The organism is Robertkochia solimangrovi (assembly GCF_007279655.1).
GTDB classification, from domain to species: domain Bacteria; phylum Bacteroidota; class Bacteroidia; order Flavobacteriales; family Flavobacteriaceae; genus Robertkochia; species Robertkochia solimangrovi.
Window position 1 is genome coordinate 237,688 of the sequence record NZ_QKWN01000001.1, and the last position, 22,835, is coordinate 260,522.

At 40.8% G+C, this 22,835-nt stretch carries 21 protein-coding genes; 3 read left to right on the forward strand and 18 right to left on the reverse strand.

Features of this window, described 5'->3' with window-relative positions; translation table 11 throughout:
• The first annotated feature begins 36 nt into the window (after window positions 1-36).
• Window positions 37-1,173 (forward strand): ATP-binding protein, encoded by a 1,137-nt coding sequence (locus DMZ48_RS00990; protein ID WP_143953233.1) that lies wholly within the window; start codon window positions 37-39, stop codon window positions 1,171-1,173.
• Here the strand turns inward: DMZ48_RS00990 and DMZ48_RS00995 are convergent.
• Window positions 1,164-2,114: a carbohydrate kinase family protein gene (locus tag DMZ48_RS00995; protein WP_143953234.1), complete on the reverse strand. Its 951-nt coding sequence runs from the start codon at window positions 2,112-2,114 to the stop codon at window positions 1,164-1,166. The genes DMZ48_RS00990 and DMZ48_RS00995 overlap by 10 nt on opposite strands.
• 121 nt (window positions 2,115-2,235) lie before the next feature.
• Here DMZ48_RS00995 and DMZ48_RS01000 point away from each other — a divergent pair, with 121 nt between their 5' ends.
• The gene (locus DMZ48_RS01000) at window positions 2,236-2,970 is read left to right on the forward strand and encodes a metallophosphoesterase family protein (protein ID WP_143953235.1); all 735 of its coding nucleotides are present in this window, start codon (window positions 2,236-2,238) and stop codon (window positions 2,968-2,970) included.
• Between the two features lie 46 nt (window positions 2,971-3,016).
• On the opposite strand, the gene DMZ48_RS01005 is transcribed toward DMZ48_RS01000, so the two are convergent.
• The 15 genes from DMZ48_RS01005 to DMZ48_RS01075 form a co-directional block, all read right to left on the reverse strand.
• On the reverse strand, window positions 3,017-3,538 hold the full coding sequence (locus DMZ48_RS01005) for a hypothetical protein (RefSeq protein WP_143953236.1): 522 nt from the start codon (window positions 3,536-3,538) through the stop codon (window positions 3,017-3,019).
• Window positions 3,539-3,558: 20 nt separating this feature from the next.
• On the reverse strand, window positions 3,559-4,455 hold the full coding sequence (locus tag DMZ48_RS01010; RefSeq protein ID WP_143953237.1) for an OmpA family protein: 897 nt from the start codon (window positions 4,453-4,455) through the stop codon (window positions 3,559-3,561).
• A 560-nt stretch (window positions 4,456-5,015) separates the two neighbouring features.
• On the reverse strand, window positions 5,016-6,446 hold the full coding sequence (locus DMZ48_RS01015; protein WP_143953238.1) for an SDR family oxidoreductase: 1,431 nt from the start codon (window positions 6,444-6,446) through the stop codon (window positions 5,016-5,018).
• A gap of 104 nt (window positions 6,447-6,550) precedes the next feature.
• Window positions 6,551-6,934: a VOC family protein gene (locus DMZ48_RS01020; RefSeq protein ID WP_143953239.1), complete on the reverse strand. Its 384-nt coding sequence runs from the start codon at window positions 6,932-6,934 to the stop codon at window positions 6,551-6,553.
• A gap of 4 nt (window positions 6,935-6,938) precedes the next feature.
• Window positions 6,939-7,847: a bestrophin family protein gene (locus DMZ48_RS01025; protein WP_143953240.1), complete on the reverse strand. Its 909-nt coding sequence runs from the start codon at window positions 7,845-7,847 to the stop codon at window positions 6,939-6,941.
• 84 nt (window positions 7,848-7,931) lie between these two features.
• Window positions 7,932-8,777 carry a metallophosphoesterase gene (locus DMZ48_RS01030; protein ID WP_143953241.1) on the reverse strand — a complete coding sequence of 282 codons (846 nt, stop codon included), beginning with the start codon at window positions 8,775-8,777 and terminating at the stop codon, window positions 7,932-7,934.
• 118 nt (window positions 8,778-8,895) lie between these two features.
• On the reverse strand, window positions 8,896-10,794 hold the full coding sequence (locus DMZ48_RS01035) for a DUF4139 domain-containing protein (RefSeq protein WP_143953242.1): 1,899 nt from the start codon (window positions 10,792-10,794) through the stop codon (window positions 8,896-8,898).
• A gap of 194 nt (window positions 10,795-10,988) precedes the next feature.
• Window positions 10,989-12,566 (reverse strand): DHA2 family efflux MFS transporter permease subunit, encoded by a 1,578-nt coding sequence (locus tag DMZ48_RS01040; RefSeq protein WP_143953243.1) that lies wholly within the window; start codon window positions 12,564-12,566, stop codon window positions 10,989-10,991.
• A 20-nt stretch (window positions 12,567-12,586) separates the two neighbouring features.
• Window positions 12,587-13,735: an HlyD family secretion protein gene (locus tag DMZ48_RS01045; RefSeq protein WP_143953244.1), complete on the reverse strand. Its 1,149-nt coding sequence runs from the start codon at window positions 13,733-13,735 to the stop codon at window positions 12,587-12,589.
• Between the two features lie 12 nt (window positions 13,736-13,747).
• Window positions 13,748-15,109: a TolC family protein gene (locus DMZ48_RS01050; RefSeq protein ID WP_143953245.1), complete on the reverse strand. Its 1,362-nt coding sequence runs from the start codon at window positions 15,107-15,109 to the stop codon at window positions 13,748-13,750.
• Window position 15,110: 1 nt separating this feature from the next.
• On the reverse strand, window positions 15,111-15,734 hold the full coding sequence (locus tag DMZ48_RS01055) for a TetR/AcrR family transcriptional regulator (RefSeq protein WP_143953246.1): 624 nt from the start codon (window positions 15,732-15,734) through the stop codon (window positions 15,111-15,113).
• 171 nt (window positions 15,735-15,905) lie between these two features.
• Window positions 15,906-16,298: a hypothetical protein gene (locus DMZ48_RS01060; RefSeq protein ID WP_143953247.1), complete on the reverse strand. Its 393-nt coding sequence runs from the start codon at window positions 16,296-16,298 to the stop codon at window positions 15,906-15,908.
• Window positions 16,299-16,311: 13 nt separating this feature from the next.
• Window positions 16,312-17,733, reverse strand: coding sequence for an amidohydrolase family protein (locus tag DMZ48_RS01065; protein ID WP_143953248.1), 1,422 nt, complete (start codon window positions 17,731-17,733; stop codon window positions 16,312-16,314).
• A 75-nt stretch (window positions 17,734-17,808) separates the two neighbouring features.
• Window positions 17,809-18,342 carry a YfiT family bacillithiol transferase gene (locus DMZ48_RS01070; protein WP_143953249.1) on the reverse strand — a complete coding sequence of 178 codons (534 nt, stop codon included), beginning with the start codon at window positions 18,340-18,342 and terminating at the stop codon, window positions 17,809-17,811.
• Between the two features lie 31 nt (window positions 18,343-18,373).
• Window positions 18,374-19,066, reverse strand: a complete 693-nt coding sequence (locus tag DMZ48_RS01075) for a cyclase family protein (RefSeq protein ID WP_143953250.1) — start codon at window positions 19,064-19,066, stop codon at window positions 18,374-18,376.
• Window positions 19,067-19,412: 346 nt separating this feature from the next.
• Here DMZ48_RS01075 and DMZ48_RS01080 point away from each other — a divergent pair, with 346 nt between their 5' ends.
• A complete protein-coding gene (locus DMZ48_RS01080) occupies window positions 19,413-20,402 on the forward strand; it encodes an acyl-ACP desaturase (protein WP_143953251.1) in 990 nt (329 codons plus the stop codon).
• 46 nt (window positions 20,403-20,448) lie between these two features.
• Here DMZ48_RS01080 and amaB read toward each other — a convergent pair whose 3' ends face one another.
• Both amaB and DMZ48_RS01090 read right to left on the reverse strand, forming a co-directional pair.
• Window positions 20,449-22,005: an L-piperidine-6-carboxylate dehydrogenase gene (gene amaB, locus DMZ48_RS01085; protein ID WP_143953252.1), complete on the reverse strand. Its 1,557-nt coding sequence runs from the start codon at window positions 22,003-22,005 to the stop codon at window positions 20,449-20,451.
• A 70-nt stretch (window positions 22,006-22,075) separates the two neighbouring features.
• Window positions 22,076-22,615, reverse strand: coding sequence for a 3-hydroxyanthranilate 3,4-dioxygenase (locus tag DMZ48_RS01090; protein ID WP_143953253.1), 540 nt, complete (start codon window positions 22,613-22,615; stop codon window positions 22,076-22,078).
• Window positions 22,616-22,835 lie beyond the last annotated feature (220 nt).

Here is a 22,835-nt window from a genome sequence, read left to right on the forward strand (position 1 = left end):
ATTCCGGTTAACCGGCGGGCACTTAAAGATATAGCCATGATCAATAAACGCCTGCTTGTAAAGAACCTTCTGGCTCATAACGACGAAAATAGTTTTTATGACAAGAAGCGCTTTATCAATATAGGTGACAAGGAAGGTAAAGCTAAATTCATCAAGCATATCTGTGCGCTTTCAAATTCCAACCCTAAGAACAATTCCTTTATTGTAGTGGGTGTCGAAGATGAAGACAATCGAATAGTAGGAGTTGATTTTTTTGATGACAGTAAACTTCAAAATCTGGTGAATGCCTATATCGAAAATCCCCCGATTATATCTTATGAAAACATCCCCTTCCCTCAATTACCTGAAGGTAAAGTGGTCGGACTTGTCACGATACGATCAACCGGAAAGCTTTGTGCTCTAAAGAAGAATATCTGGAAATACTGGGGCGGTAGTGTTTTCTTCAGAGACGGCTCGATGAGCATGCCTAAGGTATTTGATATTCACATCAGGGATGTGAATTCACAGATCGTTGCTGAAATAGAGAAACATGCGCAAAACAACATCGAACTCACACTGGACGGAGTTATCGATTTTATTAATTACCGTCATGCCGATCTGGAATCAAACTATAAAGTCTTTAAGGAGCAGTTCGTGGTCTGCTGGGCAGGACTGGCAAAGAAAATAAAAGATCGAACTTATTATTCAAGAGTTGATATCGAATTGATCAATGAACAGGTTAAATTGTTCTATTCAGCGCTGGATGAAGTAGAGATCAGCGTTACTGATAATTCTTTTACTACCACAGAATATGTAAAACTTGGGTTAAACGGACAAAAAAAATTCTACCCTTTGGAGGAAGTTGTTATTACATTTCGTGATAACGGACTTTATAAACTGGACAGTAAACTGATCTTTGAGCCACCGCAATACGATCGCAAAATGCTGTATCATTTGTTTAATTCCAACAATGCTATCCTGGAACGACTTAAAAAACGACTTTCGTTAAGTGAACGTGACGAAAAAGACCTCAAGAATCTTCCCGCAACTCATCTGATCTGCTATTTGAACGGGTTTGAAGGTGCTAAGCAAATGTTAGAAGATTACCGATGGTTTGTCAAGGATCACGATAAAGAAACCTATCAGTCGCTCAAAGAAGCATTGCGAATACTTCGCAAAGTTCGCTATTCATAATCGGAAAGCCTTCGCAGATCCGGCATTGCCGGAATAGCTCCGTAATTTAATGTGGTAATTGCCCCTGCTTTATTCGCCAAAGTTGCCATGGTACAGAGCTTATTAAGATCATTCAATTCTTTTAACGGACTTTCATACTTGGATAATTGCCATAAAAAACAACCGACGAATGCATCTCCGGCACCGGTGGTATCCTTCGGATTCACCTTGATGCTATCAACCAATTCTGAGGAAGTTCCATTACTGATCAAAACGCCATTGGCGCCCAAAGTGATCGCCAAGGACATTACGCCAAGATCATGCAGATCTGCACAAGCTTCTTTCAGGGCTTTGCGTCCGGTAATAAGCATAGCTTCCTCTTCACTGAATTTACCGAAATGTGTATGCCTGAGGTAAGGCATAACCTTTTCAACGAATATCGTCTCTCTTCCTTTCCAAAGATCAATTCTGAAATTCGGATCAAAGCTGATCAAACTACCTGACGTAACAGCATCTAACAAGTGATTGTAATAGGCAGCTTCGAGTTCACCTCCTAAAAACGATGTGGCGGCACCAAAATGAAAGATATCATTTACGAATTTCGTTCTGAGTTCAGGATTATATTTGAGCATGGCATCCGCCCCACGACTAAACACAAATTCCCTTTCACCAGTTTCATCAAGTGCGACAAATGCCAGCGTGGTAAACACATCAGATCGGGTTACAAATTGTGTATTGATACCAATCTCTGAAATGGTATCGATTAGAAAAGTCCCGAATGCATCCTTTCCAACACAACCTACAAAATACGAATTGCCTCCGAGCAGGGAAACTGCAGCTGCAACATTTGCCGGAGCTCCTCCGGCTTTCTTTGAAAAAACCTGAGCCTCAGCAAGAGCACCTCCCGGGGTTTCTGCCACAAAATCGATCAGCATTTCTCCAAAACAAATCACATTCTTCATCTCACTGTAATAAACGATTATTTTAAAGATAGCGAAATTTAATTGAGTACTGCCTGCATCCTATAATTGAAAATCCATGCGTATCTTTATAGTCATTTTTAAATTTACGAAGAGAACTGAAATGACGCAGAGAACTTATGTCATAGGAGATATTCATGGTGCATTGAAGGCACTGGATCAAGTATTGGATAAAGCGCCCCTGCAAAAGGGAGATAAACTTATCTTTCTGGGAGATTATGTGGATGGATGGAGCGAATCACCCGGAGTGATTGATCGGCTGATCGAGATTCGCGATAATTATGAATGTATTTTTATTCGTGGAAACCACGATGATCTTTTTTTGAAATTCCTGTTGACCGGGAAGAAAAATGATCAATGGCTGATCCATGGTGGAAATGCCACCCTTGAATCTTATCAGGATATCCCGAATTGTAAGCTTGAAATTCACCGCACCTTTCTGGAATCTCTCGAGAACTACCATTTAGATGAACAAAATCGATTGTTCCTACATGCAGGATTCACCAGTTTACATGGAATTGAAAGAGAATATTTCGAAGAGATGTTTTATTGGGATCGCAGCTTATGGGAAATGGTAAAAGCTCTGAATCCTAACCTTGACATTACCGATCCATTGTATCCGGACCGATTGAAACATTATCATGAGATCTTTATCGGCCATACTCCTACGACCCGAATAGGTTATGATGTTCCACTTAATTTCGCCTCTGTATGGAATCTCGACACCGGAGCCGCTTATATGAGTCCGCTAACCATTATGGATGTAGAAACCAAGGAATACTGGCAAAGCGATCGCGTAAATAAACTATATCCTGATGAACCAGGGAGAAACCGATAAAATAATCCCCTGCTTTACAGCAAGGGATTTTGTTAACTTTTGATTTTCAAAGTCGGCCACCGTCTAATTTATCCTGCCATTCCAGCAACTTTTTCCATTTACCTTCATAAGCAAGTCGTGCTTGTTCATGCCAGGTTTCAGGATCATGCACCACAAATCGTTCTCCTTCCGAGTCAAGTATTTCCTGACATCTTGCAACTGTGGTTTCTGAAAGATCCTTCCAGGTCTTAATTCCATGTTTATGAAAAAGCTTTTCGATTTCCGGACCGATCCCCTCCACAACTTTCAGATCGTTTTCCTTAATGGATTTACCAAATACAGATTTTGCCAAAGCAGCATCAAAAGGTATCACCGCAGCTGCGGCAAAAGCAGCAGAAGTTTCGGCATTGCTTTTCGCAACGGTAAGTTCAGACCTGCATTTTGCCAGATCTTTTTCCAAAGAAATATATTTGCTTTTCCATTCATCCAGTTCGGAAGTATTGCCGCCGGAAAGTAATTTCCCTAAAAGATAACCCAGGATCGCACAAATGACCCCTGTAATTATTGGAATGATTAAACACCAGTTCATAATATATATTTATAAGTTGATTAATTAATTGTTATCACCGTTCTTCGGTTCTCTGCCCGACCTTCTTCAGTCGTATTATCAGCCACAGGCTCTGTTTCACCCTTAGAATCGACAGTAATCCTGTCTGCCGGGATTCCATGAGAGACGAAATAATCCTTAACGAACTGTGCGCGTTCCATTCCGAGTTTTTGATTGAACTCCGAAGAACTCTTATTATCAGTATGGCCTATGATATGACAACTAACATCATCAGACATATGTACATATTTTGCGATCTGCACCACTTTCTCCCGTTGCGTATCCGTTAGCGGAAAGCTACTTTCACCATAATCGAAATGAACGACCAATGGACGGTCCCGGAGCAGTACTGCCAGAGAATCCAGCGTTGTTTCATTCATTTCAGCAGCTCCGGAAAACACAAATTGTACCGGACCATAATAAATACTATCCTGCTGAACAAGACTTGAACCCTCTTTCCCATAGAAGTTGATCTGTTTTGGATTGACACCTCTGGACACGAAATAATTTTTGATATGGGTCGCACGGGCAATACCCAGATTGGGATAAGGCGAGGAATTGGTTTCACCGGCTTCATAGAGCCCGGTAATATCGATAAACTTACCTGGATTATTATTCAAATACACTTTTACTGAATCAACTCCATCCCTTACACCACTTGAAAGCGGTCTGAGGATATCATAATTCGAATCATTAAAATTGAAGTTGTCATTCGTCGTATATGCAAAACTTCCGTCTGCATCCTGAATGTTCAAAGGGTTCGTTTTGACCGTGGTTGAAGGTGTCGCCACAGGAGTGACCACTACTTCAGAGACATTACAACACAGCCACCAATTCAAAATAGTTCCGACAATGATCGTCAGTACTATACCAAATAGGTAAAGAGATTTTTGTGCCATTATAAGTTGTTGATTATTAATTCATTATAAATTTAATCAAAAAATGAGAAGAATCCCTTCACACACCATTTTATTTCCTGTTAAATACTGATCTTGAACAATTTGAATGCAAATGAGTATTGGTTAGCTGCCATGTGAATGGTCGGCGGTAGTATAATCAATAGGGTATATGTTAGAATGTTACGTGTTACTCTGTGAAGATATAGGTTATTGGCGTCAGGAAGTAAGTAGTAAGTGGTTCGTTGGAGATTTTAATTCTTTGCATTACGGTTAGCCTAACCTGATGTCCAATTAACAGACCTGAAAAAGACTCTAATTCATACCGATTCCTGAACGGCATCCTCTGAGCCCAAAAAAACCTGAGCCTGCGAAGAACACTTTCACCACAAGTCACTCAAGCATTAAGGATTAAAAGCCCTAAATAGCGACGACACTTACAGCGGCGCAAGCAGGCAACAACACTCGACGCATGCGCAGCAAAGGATCCTTCCTCGCCGGTAGGCAGTATCGTCACTTTCCAGTGCGACTGCAGACGATAAGATTTTATCCTCCCTCCTTTTTCAATCAATTGAATTTCCCTCGGTGATCTTATCGATCATCCCTTTAAATATAAACCCATGAAACGGTAGTACTGCATACCAATACAGCCTTCCTGCTAATCCCAGTGGACGGAAAGTTGCCGTTTGAACCAAGAGGTCACGTTCCAGACGAAATTCAAGCCAGGCTTCTCCAGGTAATTTCATTTCCGCAAAAAGCAATAAACGTCCTTCCTGCTCATCGGCATACAAGACTCTCCAGAAATCGAGCGCATCACCAGACTCTATCATAGATTCGTTCGTTCTCCCTCTTCGCAGTCCTACGCCACCTACTAACCTATCCATAAAGCCCCTTAATTTCCACATCCAGTTACCATAATACCAGCCATGCTGACCACCGATCATCCAAATCGCTTTTATACATGCCTTACGATCCTTCACCCTTTTCTTCCTGATATCCCTAAAACACCCAAATACCGGAACTTCCAGAAAATCCGATAGATTGATATTTAATCCGCTACTCACATAAGCATCCTTCCAACTGGAAACAACAGCATTACTTTCGATCTTTTTAAACGCCCTTTCCAGAGCCTCACGGTAACTGATGGCCTTAAGCTCCAGCATATCCTGTAAACGGGTATCCCTGCAAACCACCTCAATCTTCATACTGTCGACAAGGGCTATTGCCAACATATAGGAAGTAGAGGTAACAAAATACAACCAGTACGATGATAACCTGGGGGTCATTACGGGAACTACAAGGATCGAACGCCTGAGTTTTCTCACCGCTGCAAATCCAAGCAACATCTGCTTATAGGAAAGAATGTCCGGCCCACCGATATCAAAATCCTGATCATAGGTTTGCGTATTGAATACCGTTTTAGAAAGCAACGTGATCACATCGGTAATACCGATAGGTTGACATTTGGTATTCACCCATTTGGGTGCAATCATAACCGGTAGTTTTTCCACAAGATCCCTTATGATCTCAAAAGAAGCACTTCCGGATCCGATGATAATACCGGCTCGTAAGGTAGTAAAATGAAATCCACCTTCTTTTAAAGTATCTTCAACCTGTTTTCTGGAAGACAAGTGCTCGGAGAGTTCTTCCTCATTCACGATTCCACTGAGATAAACTACATGTTTGACCCTCGTGTGTTTTAAGCGGTTTCGAAAGTTACGTGCAGCCCTCAATTCGAGTTCACGATAATTTTTATTCCCGGACATCGAATGCACAAGATAGTATGCCCCGTCGATATCTTCTGGTATGTTAGCAAGGGTAGATTCGTCAAGTAGATCCAGAATGACTACACTGGTAGCAGCTCTTACGGATTCAGGAATATGAATTCGATCAGGATCTCTGACACAGCAAATCACTTCATGTCCTTCTGAGATCAGTACCGGTAAAAGTCGCTTCCCGATATATCCCGTTGCTCCTGTCAATAATATTTTCATGCTTTCATCTTTCACGTTCATTTAAGGAAGATCCACTACCCGCAACCAACGCATCGAATGTCTTCTCTTAAAGATAACTAAAAAGATGGAGAAGTGAATCCATATCAGAAGTCCTGATCGATTCGCCAGGGAGGATATAATCGGTTTAGCCCGGCATGATACAAAATAATTCTATTTCCATCGGGGTCCTTTAATCGGGCCTCTCGCCATAACCAGGGCTGGTCTTCAGGCAATTCATCAAAAACGATACCCGCGGAGATCAGCATCTGAACGTGCATATCGAGATCTTCGCATTCAAAATACACCCAAATACCAGGTTCAGGAATTTCTTCCACAAAATGGAGTGAAAATGAACTATTCCCATCAGGACATTCGAACCTGGCATATTTCGGCAAAGCACTTACAATAAGTTTCAGTCCGAGTTTTTGGTAAAACGGAACCGAAATATTCAGATCTGCAGAAGGCACTGTAATCTGGTTCAAATTCATGGGATCACATTATATACTCTCCGTCGACACTTTGAACGGGTTCAGGAATATCTTTTTCATTAAGAGCTTCCAGTAAATTGATCTCGATGGTTCGGGTGATCTGATTTAGAGGAATACCAGTTATGATATCATCAAACGGATTCAACAGGGTTATCCCTATTTTCTGTGTTGTGAGGAATACATAACCGACCAGCGTTCCTACAATGATCGAATAAGCCCCCAGACTTCCTGCAGAAGCGAGCGTCACAAAAACGATAAAGATCCAGGTAAAGAGCTTGGTATAATAATTATAGGTTGTTGGAAAAACCGTATTGGCTATACGCTCAGATTTCCCCATTCCATCGCAGAAATTAACCAACATTTTATTGAGCTCAATAAACCGAAAACCATCAATATCGCCTGAACTGTACACCTTATTTAATTCACGTGTTTGTATGTTGAGAATTGCATTGGCTTTATTACTCTCTGAACGCACATGTGAGACTTCGTCTTCAGAAATATATTTGATATATTCTTCTTCAACAGATTTTCGCAATCCTTGCTTCAAAGCATAAAGGAAAGCAATATGACGATGCACCATCTCCCTGATCACCCTATCAGGTTCCGGCCCTGTATGGTTTGTTTCGATAAAATATATCACCTGGCGAGCCCAGGTCCTGGAATCATTTACCAAGGCTCCCCAGATCTTTCTGGCCTCCCACCACCGGTCATAAGCCTGATTATTTTTAAAACCGATGAAAAAAGCAAGGGCTGTACCGAGTACGGAAGGGATCAGTACCGGAATTCCGATTTTCGAATCGGGAATTAACAAATACAACACATAGGTTGAAACACAAAGGGTAAGGTCCACTAAAAAATGACTACCGGTACCGGAAACAATATTATGAATATTGACTCTGTTCGAAATGAGCATAATGCAACTGGATCGTTAGATATTATGGTTGAAGGTACGAATTAAAAAAATAAACATTTGGCTTTTCAATAGTCATGAACCCGGCTATGAATATCTTTTTAATTCAAAAAGTGTGATTTCAGGTCTGACATTGAATCGTATTTGCCAAAGATTCCCCAAAGCCCTGTTTATATATAACATCCTACCATCATAGAGATCGATCTTACCGCATGTATACCTTTTGTTTTTTACAGGTATTACAGGCGCTGGAAGGAAAGGTGGTTTACATTGTCCGCCATGGGTATGACCTGACAGAATCCAGCCTTGATAATCGTTCCATACATCAAGGTCGCAAACGTCCGGATTATGACACAATACAATCGTTGGTTTGGCAGGGTCATGTTCAGACATGACCTTTAAAGGGTCGAAATTCAATGCCCAATAATCATCGAGTCCGATAATATTTAATCCATTGAATAGCCATTGTTCATTTTTAAGAACCTTGATCCCATGATCTTCCAACAGGCTAGATACATGATCTGCAACCTCCTGCTGGGCATAACCAACACCATAATCATGATTACCCAGAATACCAGCAGTACCCAGCTTACCCTGAACTGCAAACGGTAACACCTCCTTCAATTGTGAAAATTGAGAATCGTTTTCGTAAGTTATGTAATCTCCGGTATATACAACGAAGTCTGGTTCGAATTTCTGTGCTTGCTGAAAGGAATCAATAATATATTGATAATCAAAACGATCTCCCACATGAATGTCACTGATCTGCATCAGCAATTTTCCATCCAGATGTTTCGGAAGATTTTTAACCGGCATTTTCACCTTCACAAATTCCAGCCAGAAAGGCTCCACCTGCCATGAATAAAGACCTCCTAATACACCAACTCCAATCAATCCGAAGAATCCTCTTTTAATGAATTTCCTTCTACTCATTCAGACAAGGATATTATATCATTCATAATTTACGTATACAGTATTGAAAATAGTTTAAAAACAACCAATGATCCCCAAATAACGATATTGAATATATCCCACAAAATATCGCGTATTCCTATTCGATATAGAGATTCCTGCTTTTGGGATACTTCACCTTGTATTTAAGATCCAGTTCTTTGGCGGTATTAGGTTTCAAACTGAATAGCCATTTCACTTCTCCAGTGGTTTCATCCAATTTACCTTTTGAAAGTTCTTCCACCTCAACAGCGATCTCCTCCAGCATCGCCACCGGAATCTGATCCAGGATCATCAATTGAATTTCCTGATCCTTATTATTTCTAACTACGGTCTTCCAGGATCTGGTTTCCTCCTTTTTACTTCCGATGAATTGTCTTGTGGTGAAATCCCGGACCTTCTCACGGGTTACGACTACTTGCTTATCTCTTCCTAAAGAAAATTCGAGCGTATCCTTTGCATATCGTACATCCATGATGGTTTTCCCCACATAGGTTTCTTCAAAAAAGATATTGGCTTCACCCTCCAAAAGATTATACTTCTCCCAATCGGTGATACTAGCGATCAAAAATGCCTCACGTTCGATTTTTGGCACACTGTAGTACCTGAAATCTACCGGAAGTTCATAGTAAGCCATATCGACCGTATAATTCTTATTATCTGAGTTTATGGTATAAGGAGTCTTGATCTCGAAATCTACTGTTGTCTGATTTCTTACCTGAACACTGGTATTCGCAATACTCGCCGCACCTCTAATCTTAACATTGGATTTATCCTTTCCAATCTGAACACCGGCAACCCTTCCTTGCAACACATCTGTAACGTTCGTTGATCGCTGTGATCCATACCCAACGACGACGACTTCTTCCAATTGATTCGTATCTTCCTGTAAGGCTATATTCATAGCATTCCCATTTACAGGTACAGTTTTATTAGTGTAACCAAGATAAGAAAAGATTAAACGGGAATCCGCATCCGGAACCGTAATGGAGTACTTACCATCAAAATCAGTAATAGTACCTATTGTGGTACCCTCCACCATAACATTGGCTCCGGGAATCGGCTGGCCTTGGTCATCGAAAACCACACCACTTATCGTATTGTTCTTTGTAAGTCCGTATGTTGGAGGCGCCACGTTATAATTCAAAAAATAGGTGCGTAATTCCGGAGCTATTCCGGAAATATTCGGGTCAGCCGAAGAGAATTTAAGCTTAACGTTCTTCCAGTCTACCTTAGTATCCTGTTTCACGTTAGCCTTATAGATGAGCTGTACCGGTTCGTCGATCTTGTCTGCACGGATATCATAGGATGGATACCATCCTGCGTTCCCTACTGTATAGCTAAGCTGAACGGGGAAATTTCCGGAAGATTTCACCTCTACTTTTACAAGAATTTCTCCGGAAGCATATTGTTTCTTTGAGGTGATCGTTTGAATCTGATCATTGATATTTCGAAATTCCTCATTTAATTTTTCAAGATTCTTTTCACGTTCTAATGATTTCATACGAAGCTCTGTCAGCCTGTTTCCAAAATAAACGGAAGCCTGTTGTAAATTGGCAACACTGAGTTCGTCATTCTTCCCACCGATATTACGGTTATCATGTAGAAATCGCACTTCTTCCGTTAAAATATCGATATGGGTACGTTCCAGTACGATCTTGTCATTGAGACTTTCTCGTTTTTTTTCTAAATCTTTTAGTTCTTCTGATTTCTCAAGTTCATTCAGATAATTCTGCTGATGATTGACAGCCAAAACTGTAATGGCTCCATCAGCACTGGCCTGAATACTCTTGGCATCGATAAAAGGGGAAAGCGACACAAATTTTAATACATTGATCCCCTTAGGCAGTTCCACCCTCTTCTGACGTGTGACCTGAGCACCATCCAGAAATACCGTAACTTCTTTAATTTCTGTTTTTACGTCTTTAAGGGGAAGTTCCTGCGCATGAGAAAAGTTTAAACACAAAAATGCTATCAGAACTTTAAAAATAGTTTTCATCGAATATTGATTGCTTGAATAATTTATTTACAGCATTTAAAGTAAGAAAATAATTATAGTAACCTGAACTTTGTCATGAACAAATTGTGAACTTATCACTGCAGGTTCCAGGTAAAATGAAAAAGCCCGGATCTAAAAAAATCCGGGCTCGTCAAAATAGCTGACTAACTTAATTAAAAACTACCACTTATTGTTTAATGAGCTGCAGCGGAAGCGTTCACTTTCCCAGCACCTTTTTTGATCATCAATACAAAGGGAACACAAATTAAAAATACAAGGCCTATTCCCAAAAATACATCCATATAAGATAGTACGGTTGCTTGTTTATTTACCGACAGGTCTATCATTTTCAGAGCCTGTTCTCTGGCTCTGTCAAATGAAAATCCTTTTGACATAAAAGAGTGTGTCAATGCTGTTATTCGTTCCTGAACGTTGAGTTTTATGGTTGACAAGTGACTTACCAGGTCGGATCGGTGTACCTGATTCTGCCTGGAAATATAGGTCGTGATCAAGGCGATACCGAAAGATCCTCCTAACTGTCGCATCATTCCTGTAAAGGCGGCTCCATCACCGATTTCCTGTGGTTTCAACGAAGAAAGGGACAAGGTTGTTATCGGCACGAACAATAATCCGAGACCAAGTCCTCGCACTATAAGTAACCAAAAGAAATGTTCTTCACCCGTGCTTGGCGTCAGCAGATTATGTGCCCAAAGACTATATAGGAAGAAAATCGTAAAACCACCTGCCACCAGATATTTTTGTGACACACCCCGCTGCAACAATCTACCGATGATCGGGAGCATCAATCCCGTTGTAAGTGAACTTGGGATCAACAATAAACCAGCCTGTGTAGCCGTCCATCCCATGATAGACTGCGTATACAACGGAATAATAAACGTGGATCCGAAGAGTCCGAATCCTAGAACAAAAGTCAGGATCGCACCCACACTCAGGTTCTTATTCTTTAAAACACGCAGGTTCACAATCGGGAATTCATACGTAAGTTCCCGCCAAATAAACAGGTAGGCCCCAAGAAATGCAGTAATTGAAAAGAATATGATCGAACCATTAGCAAACCAATCCTCCTCCTGTCCCTTTTCCAGCACATATTGGAGTGATCCCACTGCTAGGATCAGGAAAATGATACCCAGCCAGTCAATCTCCTTAGCCGTTCTTTTAGAACCGTATTTTGGACTTTTAACGAACTGAAGTGTCAGGAAGAATGCTGCGATCCCCACAGGGATATTTATATAGAATATATAAGGCCAGGAGTAATTATCGATAAAATAACCTCCAAGGGGCGGCCCCAGGGTGGGACCAACGATCACTCCCATCCCATAAATAGCCTGGGCCATTCCTCTTTTTTCCGTTGGAAATGTTTCAGTGATGATCGTTTGTGCAGTGACCAGTAATGCTCCACCGCCAAGACCCTGAATGAATCTGAACAGCACCAGTTCCCAAATCCCGTTTGCATTCCCACATAAGAAGGATGAAATGGTAAAGATCAGAATAGAAGCTGCAAAATAATTTCGCCTTCCAAACTGCTGAGACAACCAGCTGGTCATGGGTACGATGATAACATTTGCAATAGCATAAGCCGTGATCACCCAACCGAGCTCACTCATTGTGGCACCGAGATTTCCCTGCATATCGTTCAGGGCGACGTTAACGATCGTAGTATCTATGATTTCGAGTAAAGCACAGAGGATGGCCGTTATTGTAATGACCGCACGTTTCCAGCCGTACTCTACTAAAGATTCGGCTTCACTCATAAATTAAGTCTTCTTTTCAATTAATTGATATGCACGTCAACCTCAACATTCATCCCTGCCCTGAGCTTCTCAAGAAACGGATCATTCATGTCATCGAATTGTATCTTTACCGGAATCTTCTGCACCACTTTCACAAAGTTACCAGTAGCATTATCTGCCGGAAGTAAAGCGAACTTATTACCGGTTGCCGGGGAAAATGAACTCACTTTTCCCACAAAGGTGTGTTTAGGCAAAGCATCCACATCCAGTTCTACTTCCTGCCCTGGTTCTATTCTGCTTACCTGAGTTTCCTTGAAATTTGCCACTACCCAATAATTGCGAACATCAACGATATTGAACAAAGACTGACCAGCCTGAATAAGCTGTCCACCTTCAATATTCACCGCCGATAATTGTCCATCGGATTTAGCCTTTAAGACGGTATAAGAGAGGTTCAATTTTGCTTCTTCCAAGGCTGCTTCCCGCTGTTTTACCTCTGCTGCAGCCACTGCTACACGACTGGAGGAAACATTGGTTTGAGAGTTTGTGGTCTTACTCTGGGTAACAGCTACCTGACGTTGCTTTCTAAGTAATTCCAATTCCTTTTCAGCCGATTGTTTCGCTGCAAGTGCTTGTTCATATTGCTGTTCAGTAATGCTATGGTCTGCCCATAGATTCGAATATCTCTTATAATCATTTTCAGCACGCCATAACTTCACCTTTGCTGCTTCAATATTGGCATCTGCAGCCATAACCCCGGCATTGGCAGAATAGGTTTGACTATGTCCTACTTCAACCCCTCTTTCTGCTACCTGAAGATTACTCTTTGCCATTTCGAGTGCTGCTTCCGCTTCACGAACCTTCACTTCATAATCACGACTATCCAGGACCAGCAGGGTATCACCAGCCCTTACCTGCTCATTATCTTTTACAAAAACTTCCTCTACATATCCTGAAACTCTTGCGGTAACGGGAATAATATTAGTCTCCACCTGAGCATTCTCAGTAGATTCGTGATGCAATGAATGAATATAAAAATAGGATCCCGCACATACTCCTATGATCGTAAGTCCTAATAATACGACTCCAAACTTCTTATTTTTTTTCTTTTTATTCTCCCCAGAATTTAAATTTCCGTTAAGGTTGGCTTTCGTCGCCTCTTTTTCTATTGTATCGGTCTGTTGTGCCATTTCTTTCTTAAATTATTCTTCAATTAAGTTATTTACCGAGGTGCTGTTGAGTTTTCCCGAAACCTGAAGGAGTCGGCAATATGCCGCAACTGCATCTACACGTGCATATTCCAGATTCAATCTGGCCTGAAACTGATCTATATCCGCATCCAGTAGCTCAGTGGTTGTCACAAGACTATTCTCATGCTTGCTCTTTACAATTCTATAATTCTCTTCGGCCTGTTCCCTGGCCGTTTCGTAAACATGAATACGTTCAACGGCCTCTTGATAATTACTGTAAGAACTAAATACCTGACTTTTCACCTGGTCGGTCAACTGATCTTTCATGATCTGAGTCTGCAATTGTTGTTCCTTAGCCTGATGAACCTTGCTACTACCTTTAAATAGATTGGAAATATCGAAATTGACACCAACACCAACAGAGAGTGCATTCGTTAGCGTTGCGACATTATCGATATCTGCCGCGATATATCCACCTGTTAAAGCAAGGCTTGGATAGTAGGAACCCTTGGCTATTTTAACTGCCATTTCACTGGCTTTTTCCCGTTCATCCATCGCCTGAAGATCCTTTCGGTCAGTCATAGCATTTTCACGCCAATCATCCTTTCCTGCGATCAATGGCAGATCAGAATTATTCAAATTCTCAAGTTCCAGCTGTGTATCATCCGCAAAGCCCAGTAACAGATCCATGTTATAATTGGCTATTCTGGCATTATTACGGGCATCAAGAAGTGCAAGTGATGTATTTGACTCCATCAATTTCGCACTTAATAAATCATTCTTTGCCAGCAATCCATTATCCATCATATTCGTAAAATCCTTCACCCTTTGTTTTGCCTGAACCAGATCTTCTGCTACCAGAGCTACTGCCTGTTGCGCCTTGTACAGATTCACATAGGCATCCACAATATTCATGACCGTTTCTTCCGTTTGGGATGCCGCATCCAGGCCGGCAGCCTTTTCCAGATACTCAGCAGATCGGATTCCATTGGAAATTCTAAACCCTGAAAACAAAGGAATACTTAACGATGCTTGTCCAAGCATCAAATATTTCGGGGCAGTAAAGGAACCTGATTCACCAGAATCGGCATTACCATCAGCATTACCCGCTAATCCTGAACCTAAACTAATATTGGGTTCATTCAACATCAGGTACTGGCCTGAGGCAGTAAGGTCGGGTAATCGCTTATCTCTCATCTCATGAGTGGATGCTTCCGCTCCCCGAACACGTGACAGTGCCAGTTTGACTGCCTTACTGTTATCTAAACCATGGTCTATGGCCTCAGACAAGCTCAGATGCCTGGGGGATTGGGCACTGACTTTTATGGCAAACAGAAATACTGTCGCCAGGATCATTCTATATATAGGTTTCATGTTATTTTTTTTCAAGAATTAATCGAAAGGCATTTTTTAAAAAATCCTTATTTCTCTTTTTGAATTCATCATGTGTGGGCTCATAACCGTGATCTCTGTTCAATGTAAAACGCAGAAAATCTTCATTGAACAACATGAATTTTGTAATTCCGGGTATCATTGTATAGAGCATCATCATATCAACTTCCGTATTGAAATCACCCTGTTCCTGACCCCTCTTCACGAAATTTGTGATAGTTTGATAATTTCGATACTTTGCCTCATTGATGAAATTCCTAATACCTTCATTGTTGGTAAGCCCATGCTCACGAATCAGAATCCGATGAAGTTTATGATTATCACTGAAACGTTCAATATACTCATCGATAAAGAAATCGATCTTTTGCCAGTTCGTTATAGAAGTATCATTGATCAGTGTCTCAATACGGGTACGCAAATAATCACCACGGTATCTGAAAATGCTTTCGAATAACTTGTCCTTGCTCTCGAAATAATAGTTGATCATAGCAACATTGACATCTGCCAGCTTAGCAATCTCTCTAACAGAAGTCCCGGAAAATCCATTAATAGCGAACAGATCTTCCGCCACCTCCATGATCTTAATCTTCTTTTCATTCAATTCCATGAGACAAAACTACAACGGGCAATAAAACTAAACAAACGTTTAATTGATTTTTTTAAACAATTGTTTAAATCATATAAAATGAGCGTACATTTTTCACATTTGGAAAAAAAGCGATCAAAACCTTAAAAACAATTGAAATAATTCTGTTGCAGAAACTGTAACAATTAAAGCTTATTCGTGATAAAATACCGGAAGTCCATCTTTACAAACAACTCCATCAGGCTCTACATACAACATACAGTCACTTACGATATTCCATTTGAGATTATATGCCTCTTCCTTTTCGGTATAACTATTTACTAGTCGTAAAAATTTCACCTCATCGATATTCAGTGAATAGGCTATATAACCTGATGGTCCTCCACAAGCTTTAGAACCCCTTGCAGTAAAAGCCCATTCATTTGCATTTATACATTGTTCTGACAGGGACAATTTTACTATTGAATCATATAAAGTCTTTAATTCGGCCCGATCTTCTTCCTTCGATGTGTTCTGCCCATCATCTGAACTGCAACCTACGATGAAAGTTAAGAGTAAGATCCCTATGAAAATGCGGGTAACCATATCAAAGTGTATTTTAATTCACCCCTACCATACCCTTTACGGATTCAAATAATTTAGCAGAATCATAACCTACTCCCTCTTTAAAAACAAATTGAAGGCTTCTTATATTCCGAATATTCTGCTGTAAGTCTCCGTCAATTAATAGCAGATCTGATTTCTTACCGGGTTCAATTGTTCCGATAGAATCTTCCTGACCCAGATATTTAGCTCCATTTAACGTACATATTTTAATCGCATCCACGAGTGGAAAACCATTTTCCACAAGGATTTCCAATGTACGTTGATTTGCATAACCTGCAACCGTACGTCCGGCACCCGTTGGATCGGTTCCAGCCATGAGCAATCCTCCTTTATCATAATATCGTTTTAACCAAATCAGGTCTTTTACAAATGAGGCTTTGACCACAGAATCCTTATTGATTCTGCGATCATATCGTGCCTGAACATCCGCAAGTATTTGAGGTGACAATGCTTTTTCACCGCCACCCGGAACAACCTCGTAATCTGTATAAGGTTCAAAAACTACCGGAGTTGTCGTCACAGCCGTCCCGTTTTTGACAAGTATATCAATCAATCTGGTTATTCTTGGATCATCGACGGATGCCATTGCCAATGACTTTCTTGCTTCCATAGGGTCACAAAAATTCTCCTCTTTATGTTCGATAAAATCACTTGAAGCCATAAATCCATGTTCCAGATTATCAATCCCAATCTCCGAAGCCTCTTCGTAAGTTATAGAACACAAATGACCCGTTACTTTCAATCCACGCTTATGCGCCTCCTCAACACAAATTCGCATATCTTCCTTCGTGATATAGTTGTAGAGTTTGAAGGATGTTACTCCCCGTTCTGCCCAGTAATTCACCATTTCCGCTACATCCTCAGTACCTTTTATATATCCTAACTCAGGAATTTCATACCCCGGCCTTTCGATAAAAGGACCGGTCACATCCATTTTAGGACCCGTCATTTTACCCTCATTGATCCATTTTTTAACGTTCAGATCTGTTTGCGGCTGTATACTTCCAGCAGTTCTCATGGTGGTTACTCCTCCGGCAAGATATAAGCGAGGAAACGAAAATGTCATCTGCCCGACACTGAACCAATTTTCAAAGGGTTTTGAATAGAACATATGCTCATGCATCATAACCAAACCCGGGATCACAGTCTTACCTGTTCCGTCAATAATTAAAGCTCCTTCAGGAATAGCGGACATTTCACTATCTCCTACGGAAATAATCCTGTCTTTATCAAATACGATGGTCTGATCATTTTTAATAGCTTCTCCGCTACCATCGATCAGAGTTACGTGAGCTATAGCCACCATTGTGGTATCTATAGCGACGAATTTTTCAATGGCACGTGAAATTTCCTGAGCGGACAACTGGGTGCAAAAAAGTGTGCTCAGTAACAAAAAGAAAAATCTGAATTTCATCTGGTTGGTATTGGTATTGGTATTCTTAAAGATAGGGAAATGTGTTAAACCTTACAATTACCTTCGTTGATTAGCTTAATTGTACTTTCCTTCAGAATTCAGAGCCTGCCGAATATGGGCCAGATGGTGCTCCGAATGCCAGGCATAAGTAGCGATAGCTTCCCGAAGCATTACCTTTCTTTTCATTTGAGGATGATAATACGTTCTTACGAGTTGTTCTTCAGTAAGTGATTCCATCAATATTCCCAACTTTTCATGTATACCACGAAGAATACTGATGGGTGCGTTCAAATCATAAGATTCGGCGTCCGGTAGATTCGCCCAGCGATCTTCGTGATAGGGTAATATTTCCGGATTATCTTCTGTTAATGCGAGTTTAATCCTCACGATACAATTCATATGGCTATCAGCGCAATGATGCACAACCTGTCGAATCGTCCAGCCGTCTACGCGATATCTATAATCCAGAACGATCTCAGATAAGCCATTAGTCAATTTCACCAGTTTATCAGGAAAAACTTTTATGGTTCGTATCCAACCTGAAATATCGGATTCCGTATAGGATTCAGGTGCTTGAAATTTACCAATCGGATATTTTAAATTCTCCATTTGTTAAGGTCTGTTTATTGTTAGGTATGTTTTACTCAAAAATTGCAACTGCTCTTACCGGAGACCCGGTTCCTCCCCGGATCTTTAATGGAAGACCGACAAATCTGAATCTCCCTCTTCCAATAAGTTTATCCAGGTTGACCAAATTTTCATAATGTGTAAACCCGAATTCTCCACAAATATGATGCACATCTCTATTGGAGACTCCCGAGACGCCGGGTGACATGGTCTCCACTCCGAATGCTGAAATTCTCTTATGTGCAAACCACCGTGCAGCCTCCGCTGTAATACCCGGTCCGTTCTTCCAGTCGGGCGTATTGAAATGCTTAAAATAATGGCCGGTATATAACAATACCGTATCTCCCTTCAATATTTCCAACCCTTCCTTCAAGCATGCTGATTCAATCTCCTCACTACTTATTAATTCATTCAAATCTTTATGGGAGAAATCCAGACAGATACCATGGGTATAAAACATGGACAATGGCATTTTATCAATTGACTTCCCCTCATGTTCGATAGCCATATGATTAATAGCATCGACATGAGTTCCGGTATGTTCACCAAGCTTAAGTTCATGAACTGCTGGGGTTCTTTTTACAGGATTGGTGATTCCGTTCCATTCTTCATGTGAATTGTGTATCCGCATACGAACCTGAGGCAGGTCTTTAAAAACCGGCATCCCTTCATAGATTTCCTGGCTAAGATCAATTATTTCAATCATTTTTTGGATCAATTTCCGGTACGTCAACTTACTTCGTCAAAGTTATTAAATCAATACGTGGGTTCAATAGCCATTACGATCAATCTCAGCATTTTAATCATTTAATTACTATCGGGCGATCATGATACTCACTTAATATGGATTATTATTAACAAGATGGCCTGTTGTGTATCGGTAATATTCGCGCTACCCCTAACAACCACATTGTATTGATTATGTGAGCAATAATGATGATTTTTCTTTGAATTCAGGAGTGCATCCGTTATATTATTGATAACACGTATGATAAAAGTCTTAAAATGATTTGTATTCCCCATAAAAAAACGAACTTTACAAAAAATTGATTATGAGCATTAAGAATATACGATTGGAAGTGATGCAGACCGTTGAAAAACGGATCGATGAATTCATGGACACCTATCTGATCCCAATTGAAAAGATCTGGCAACCCACTGATTTCCTACCTGATTCTTCTAGTGAAACATTCTTTGAAGAGGTACGTAAGATCAGGGAAGAGGCTAAAGAACTCAGCTATGATTTTTGGGTGGTACTTGTTGGTGACACCATTACTGAAGAAGCCTTGCCTACCTACGAATCCTGGTTGATGGATGTTGAAGGAGTCGATCAGCATGAAAGAAATGGCTGGTCAAGATGGGTTCGAAACTGGACCGCTGAAGAGAACCGTCATGGAGATGTTCTGAACAAGTATCTGTACCTTTCCGGGAGAGTCAATATGAGAGAGGTTGAAAAAACCACTCAATATATGATCGCCGATGGCTTCGATATCGGTACTGATCGTGATCCTTATCGAAATTTCATCTATACGAGTTTCCAGGAATTAGCTACGAACATTTCCCATAAACGTGTCGGTCAACTGGCCCGAAAAAGAGGGAACGGACTCCTTGGAAAGATGTGCAATATCATTGCAGGAGATGAAATGCGACACCATTTAGCATACCGAGAATTTGTAAAGATCATCTTTGAATATGATCCTAGTGAAATGATGTTAGCCTTCGAGGATATGATGAAGAAAAAGATCGTCATGCCTGCACAGTTCATCCGTGAATCGGGTGAGGCCATAGGAACTGCATTTGAGAAGTTCTCCAATGCAGCACAACGTCTTGGTGTATATACCACGTATGACTATATTGAGATCCTCAATCGGCTGAACGAATATTGGGAAATCGATAAGGTTACCGGACTCAATGATCAGGCTCAACGAGCCAGAGATTATCTTATGAAGTTACCGGATAGAATGAAAAGAATCTCCGAACGTATCGCTATCCCGAAAGACCCTTATGTCTTCAAATGGGTAGAAGCAAACGGAGTAATGTAATATAGAAAGAGGTAAGAATAGATGATCATTCTTACCTCTTTTTAATTTAGAGTATATCAAATTTGATGCCTTGAGCAAGTGGCAATTCTGTCGTGTAATTTATAGTGTTGGTCTGCCTTCTCATATACACTTTCCAGGCATCTGAACCACTTTCACGTCCACCTCCTGTTTCTTTCTCTCCACCGAAAGCACCACCTATCTCTGCACCACTGGTTCCTATATTCACATTGGCAATACCACAATCAGATCCGGCGTAAGACAGGAACTGCTCAGCTTCTCTAAGATTGTTGGTCATGATAGCAGAAGATAATCCTTGAACCACATCGTTCTGAATTTCAATAGCGTCCGAAACGTCTCCAGCGTATTTCATAAGATAAAGTATCGGCGCAAAGGTTTCTTCCTGTACGATCTCATAGTCATTATTTCCTTCTGCAATTGCAGGTTTGACATAACAACCGCTCTCATAACCAGCACCTTCCAGTACGCCGCCCTGAACCAGAAGTTTACCTCCTTCAGAAACGACTTTTTCCAAAGCAGCACTGTACTTTTCTACAGCTTGCTTATCGATAAGTGGACCCACATGATTATTTTCATCCAATGGATTTCCGATCCTAAGCTGCTTATAGGCAGTAACCAGAGCATCCTTTACAGTATCGTAGATATCTTCATGAACGATCAATCGCCTTGTCGATGTACATCGCTGACCACAAGTTCCAACCGCCCCAAATACTGCTCCGATGACGGTCATTTTGATATCTGCATCAGGTGTAACGATGATGGCATTATTCCCTCCCAGTTCCAGTAATGATTTTCCAAGTCTGGAAGCAACTCTCTGAGCGACGATCTTACCCATTCTAATAGATCCCGTTGCCGAGAGCAGCGGAATTCGTTTATCCTCGGTCATAAATTCACCAACCTTATAATCGCCGTTGATCAAACATGAAATTCCATCAGGTAATTCATTTTTCTCAAGTACCCCGGCAATCAGCTTTTGACAGGCAAGAGCGGTCAAGGGTGTTTTCTCTGAAGGCTTCCAGATACAAACATCTCCACAGACCCAGGCGAGTGCCGTATTCCAGGACCATACTGCTACAGGAAAATTAAATGCTGAGATGATTCCGACGATACCCATAGGATGATACTGTTCATACATACGGTGTCCCGGACGTTCTGAATGCATGGTTAGTCCGTGCAATTGCCTTGAAAGTCCTACCGCAAAATCACAGATATCGATCATCTCCTGAACTTCACCATACCCTTCCTGCAATGATTTCCCCATTTCATAGGAAACCAATTTTCCCAATGGTTTCTTATAATGGCGCAGCACTTCTGCAAATTGTCGTACGATCTCCCCTCTTTTCGGAGCTGGAAGCATTCTCCATTCCTTAAACGCTTCCTGTGCGGTTTTTACCACTACCTCATAATCAGCCTCCGATGTTGTTTGAACACTGGCGATACATTCCCCATCGACAGGAGACCAGGATGAGATGATTTCACCGGATGAAAACCAATAGGAACCTGTAGAAGTCCCTTTATTTTCTTTACCTATTTCAAATATTTCGAGTGTTTTAGCAATATCGGTTGCCTGCAATACTTCTGACATTTTTATAACTTTTTTAGCGTGTATTGTTACATTTTTACGAATGTACGAATTCCATATTGAATACTATCATTTATTCCTCTCCTATGAATCGTTGGTCAACCGGCATTACCGTTCCACATTCATCACAGGTTCGAAGTTTCTCGCTTCCATAAAAATGTTTAAAATGTTTTAAAAAATCCTTTTCGATATCATGAAGAGGAAAATAGACTTCATAGAGTTTATTATTGCACTGATCACAATACCATAATAATCCGTCTTTACCTTCCAGATCTTCACGTTTTCGTTCGATCACCAGGCCTATGGAACCCTCCTCCCTCACCGGAGAATGTGGTACTCCGGCCGGATGCAGATACATATCTCCTGGACCGAGTCGCATAGTCCGTTTTTCTCCATTATCCTGTACATGCACCTGAATATTTCCTTCCAGCTGAAAGAATAATTCTTCGGTTTCATTATAATGATAATCCTTCCTTGCATTCGGACCTGCCACTACCATTACTATATAATCATCGGCTTCCCTGTAAAGATTCTTATTGCCAACAGGCGGCTTTAGTAGTTCACGATTTTCATCCAGCCATTTATACAGATTAAAAGGAGCTCTTATTGACATATCCATACTGATTTTTAAGTGATATCCGATAGAATTATTGTTCCCTTAAAATTAAGCATAACCGAACAATTAAATCATGCTCCATTCATAAAATTACGCTAATAGATCCTCCTTAGTAATTCCATTACCTCTATGAAAAATCAGGGAAATAACCCAAAAAGCCGAAATTGTGTCAGCATCTTCTAATTCATAAAAAAAGCGGGTTGATCAACAACCCGCT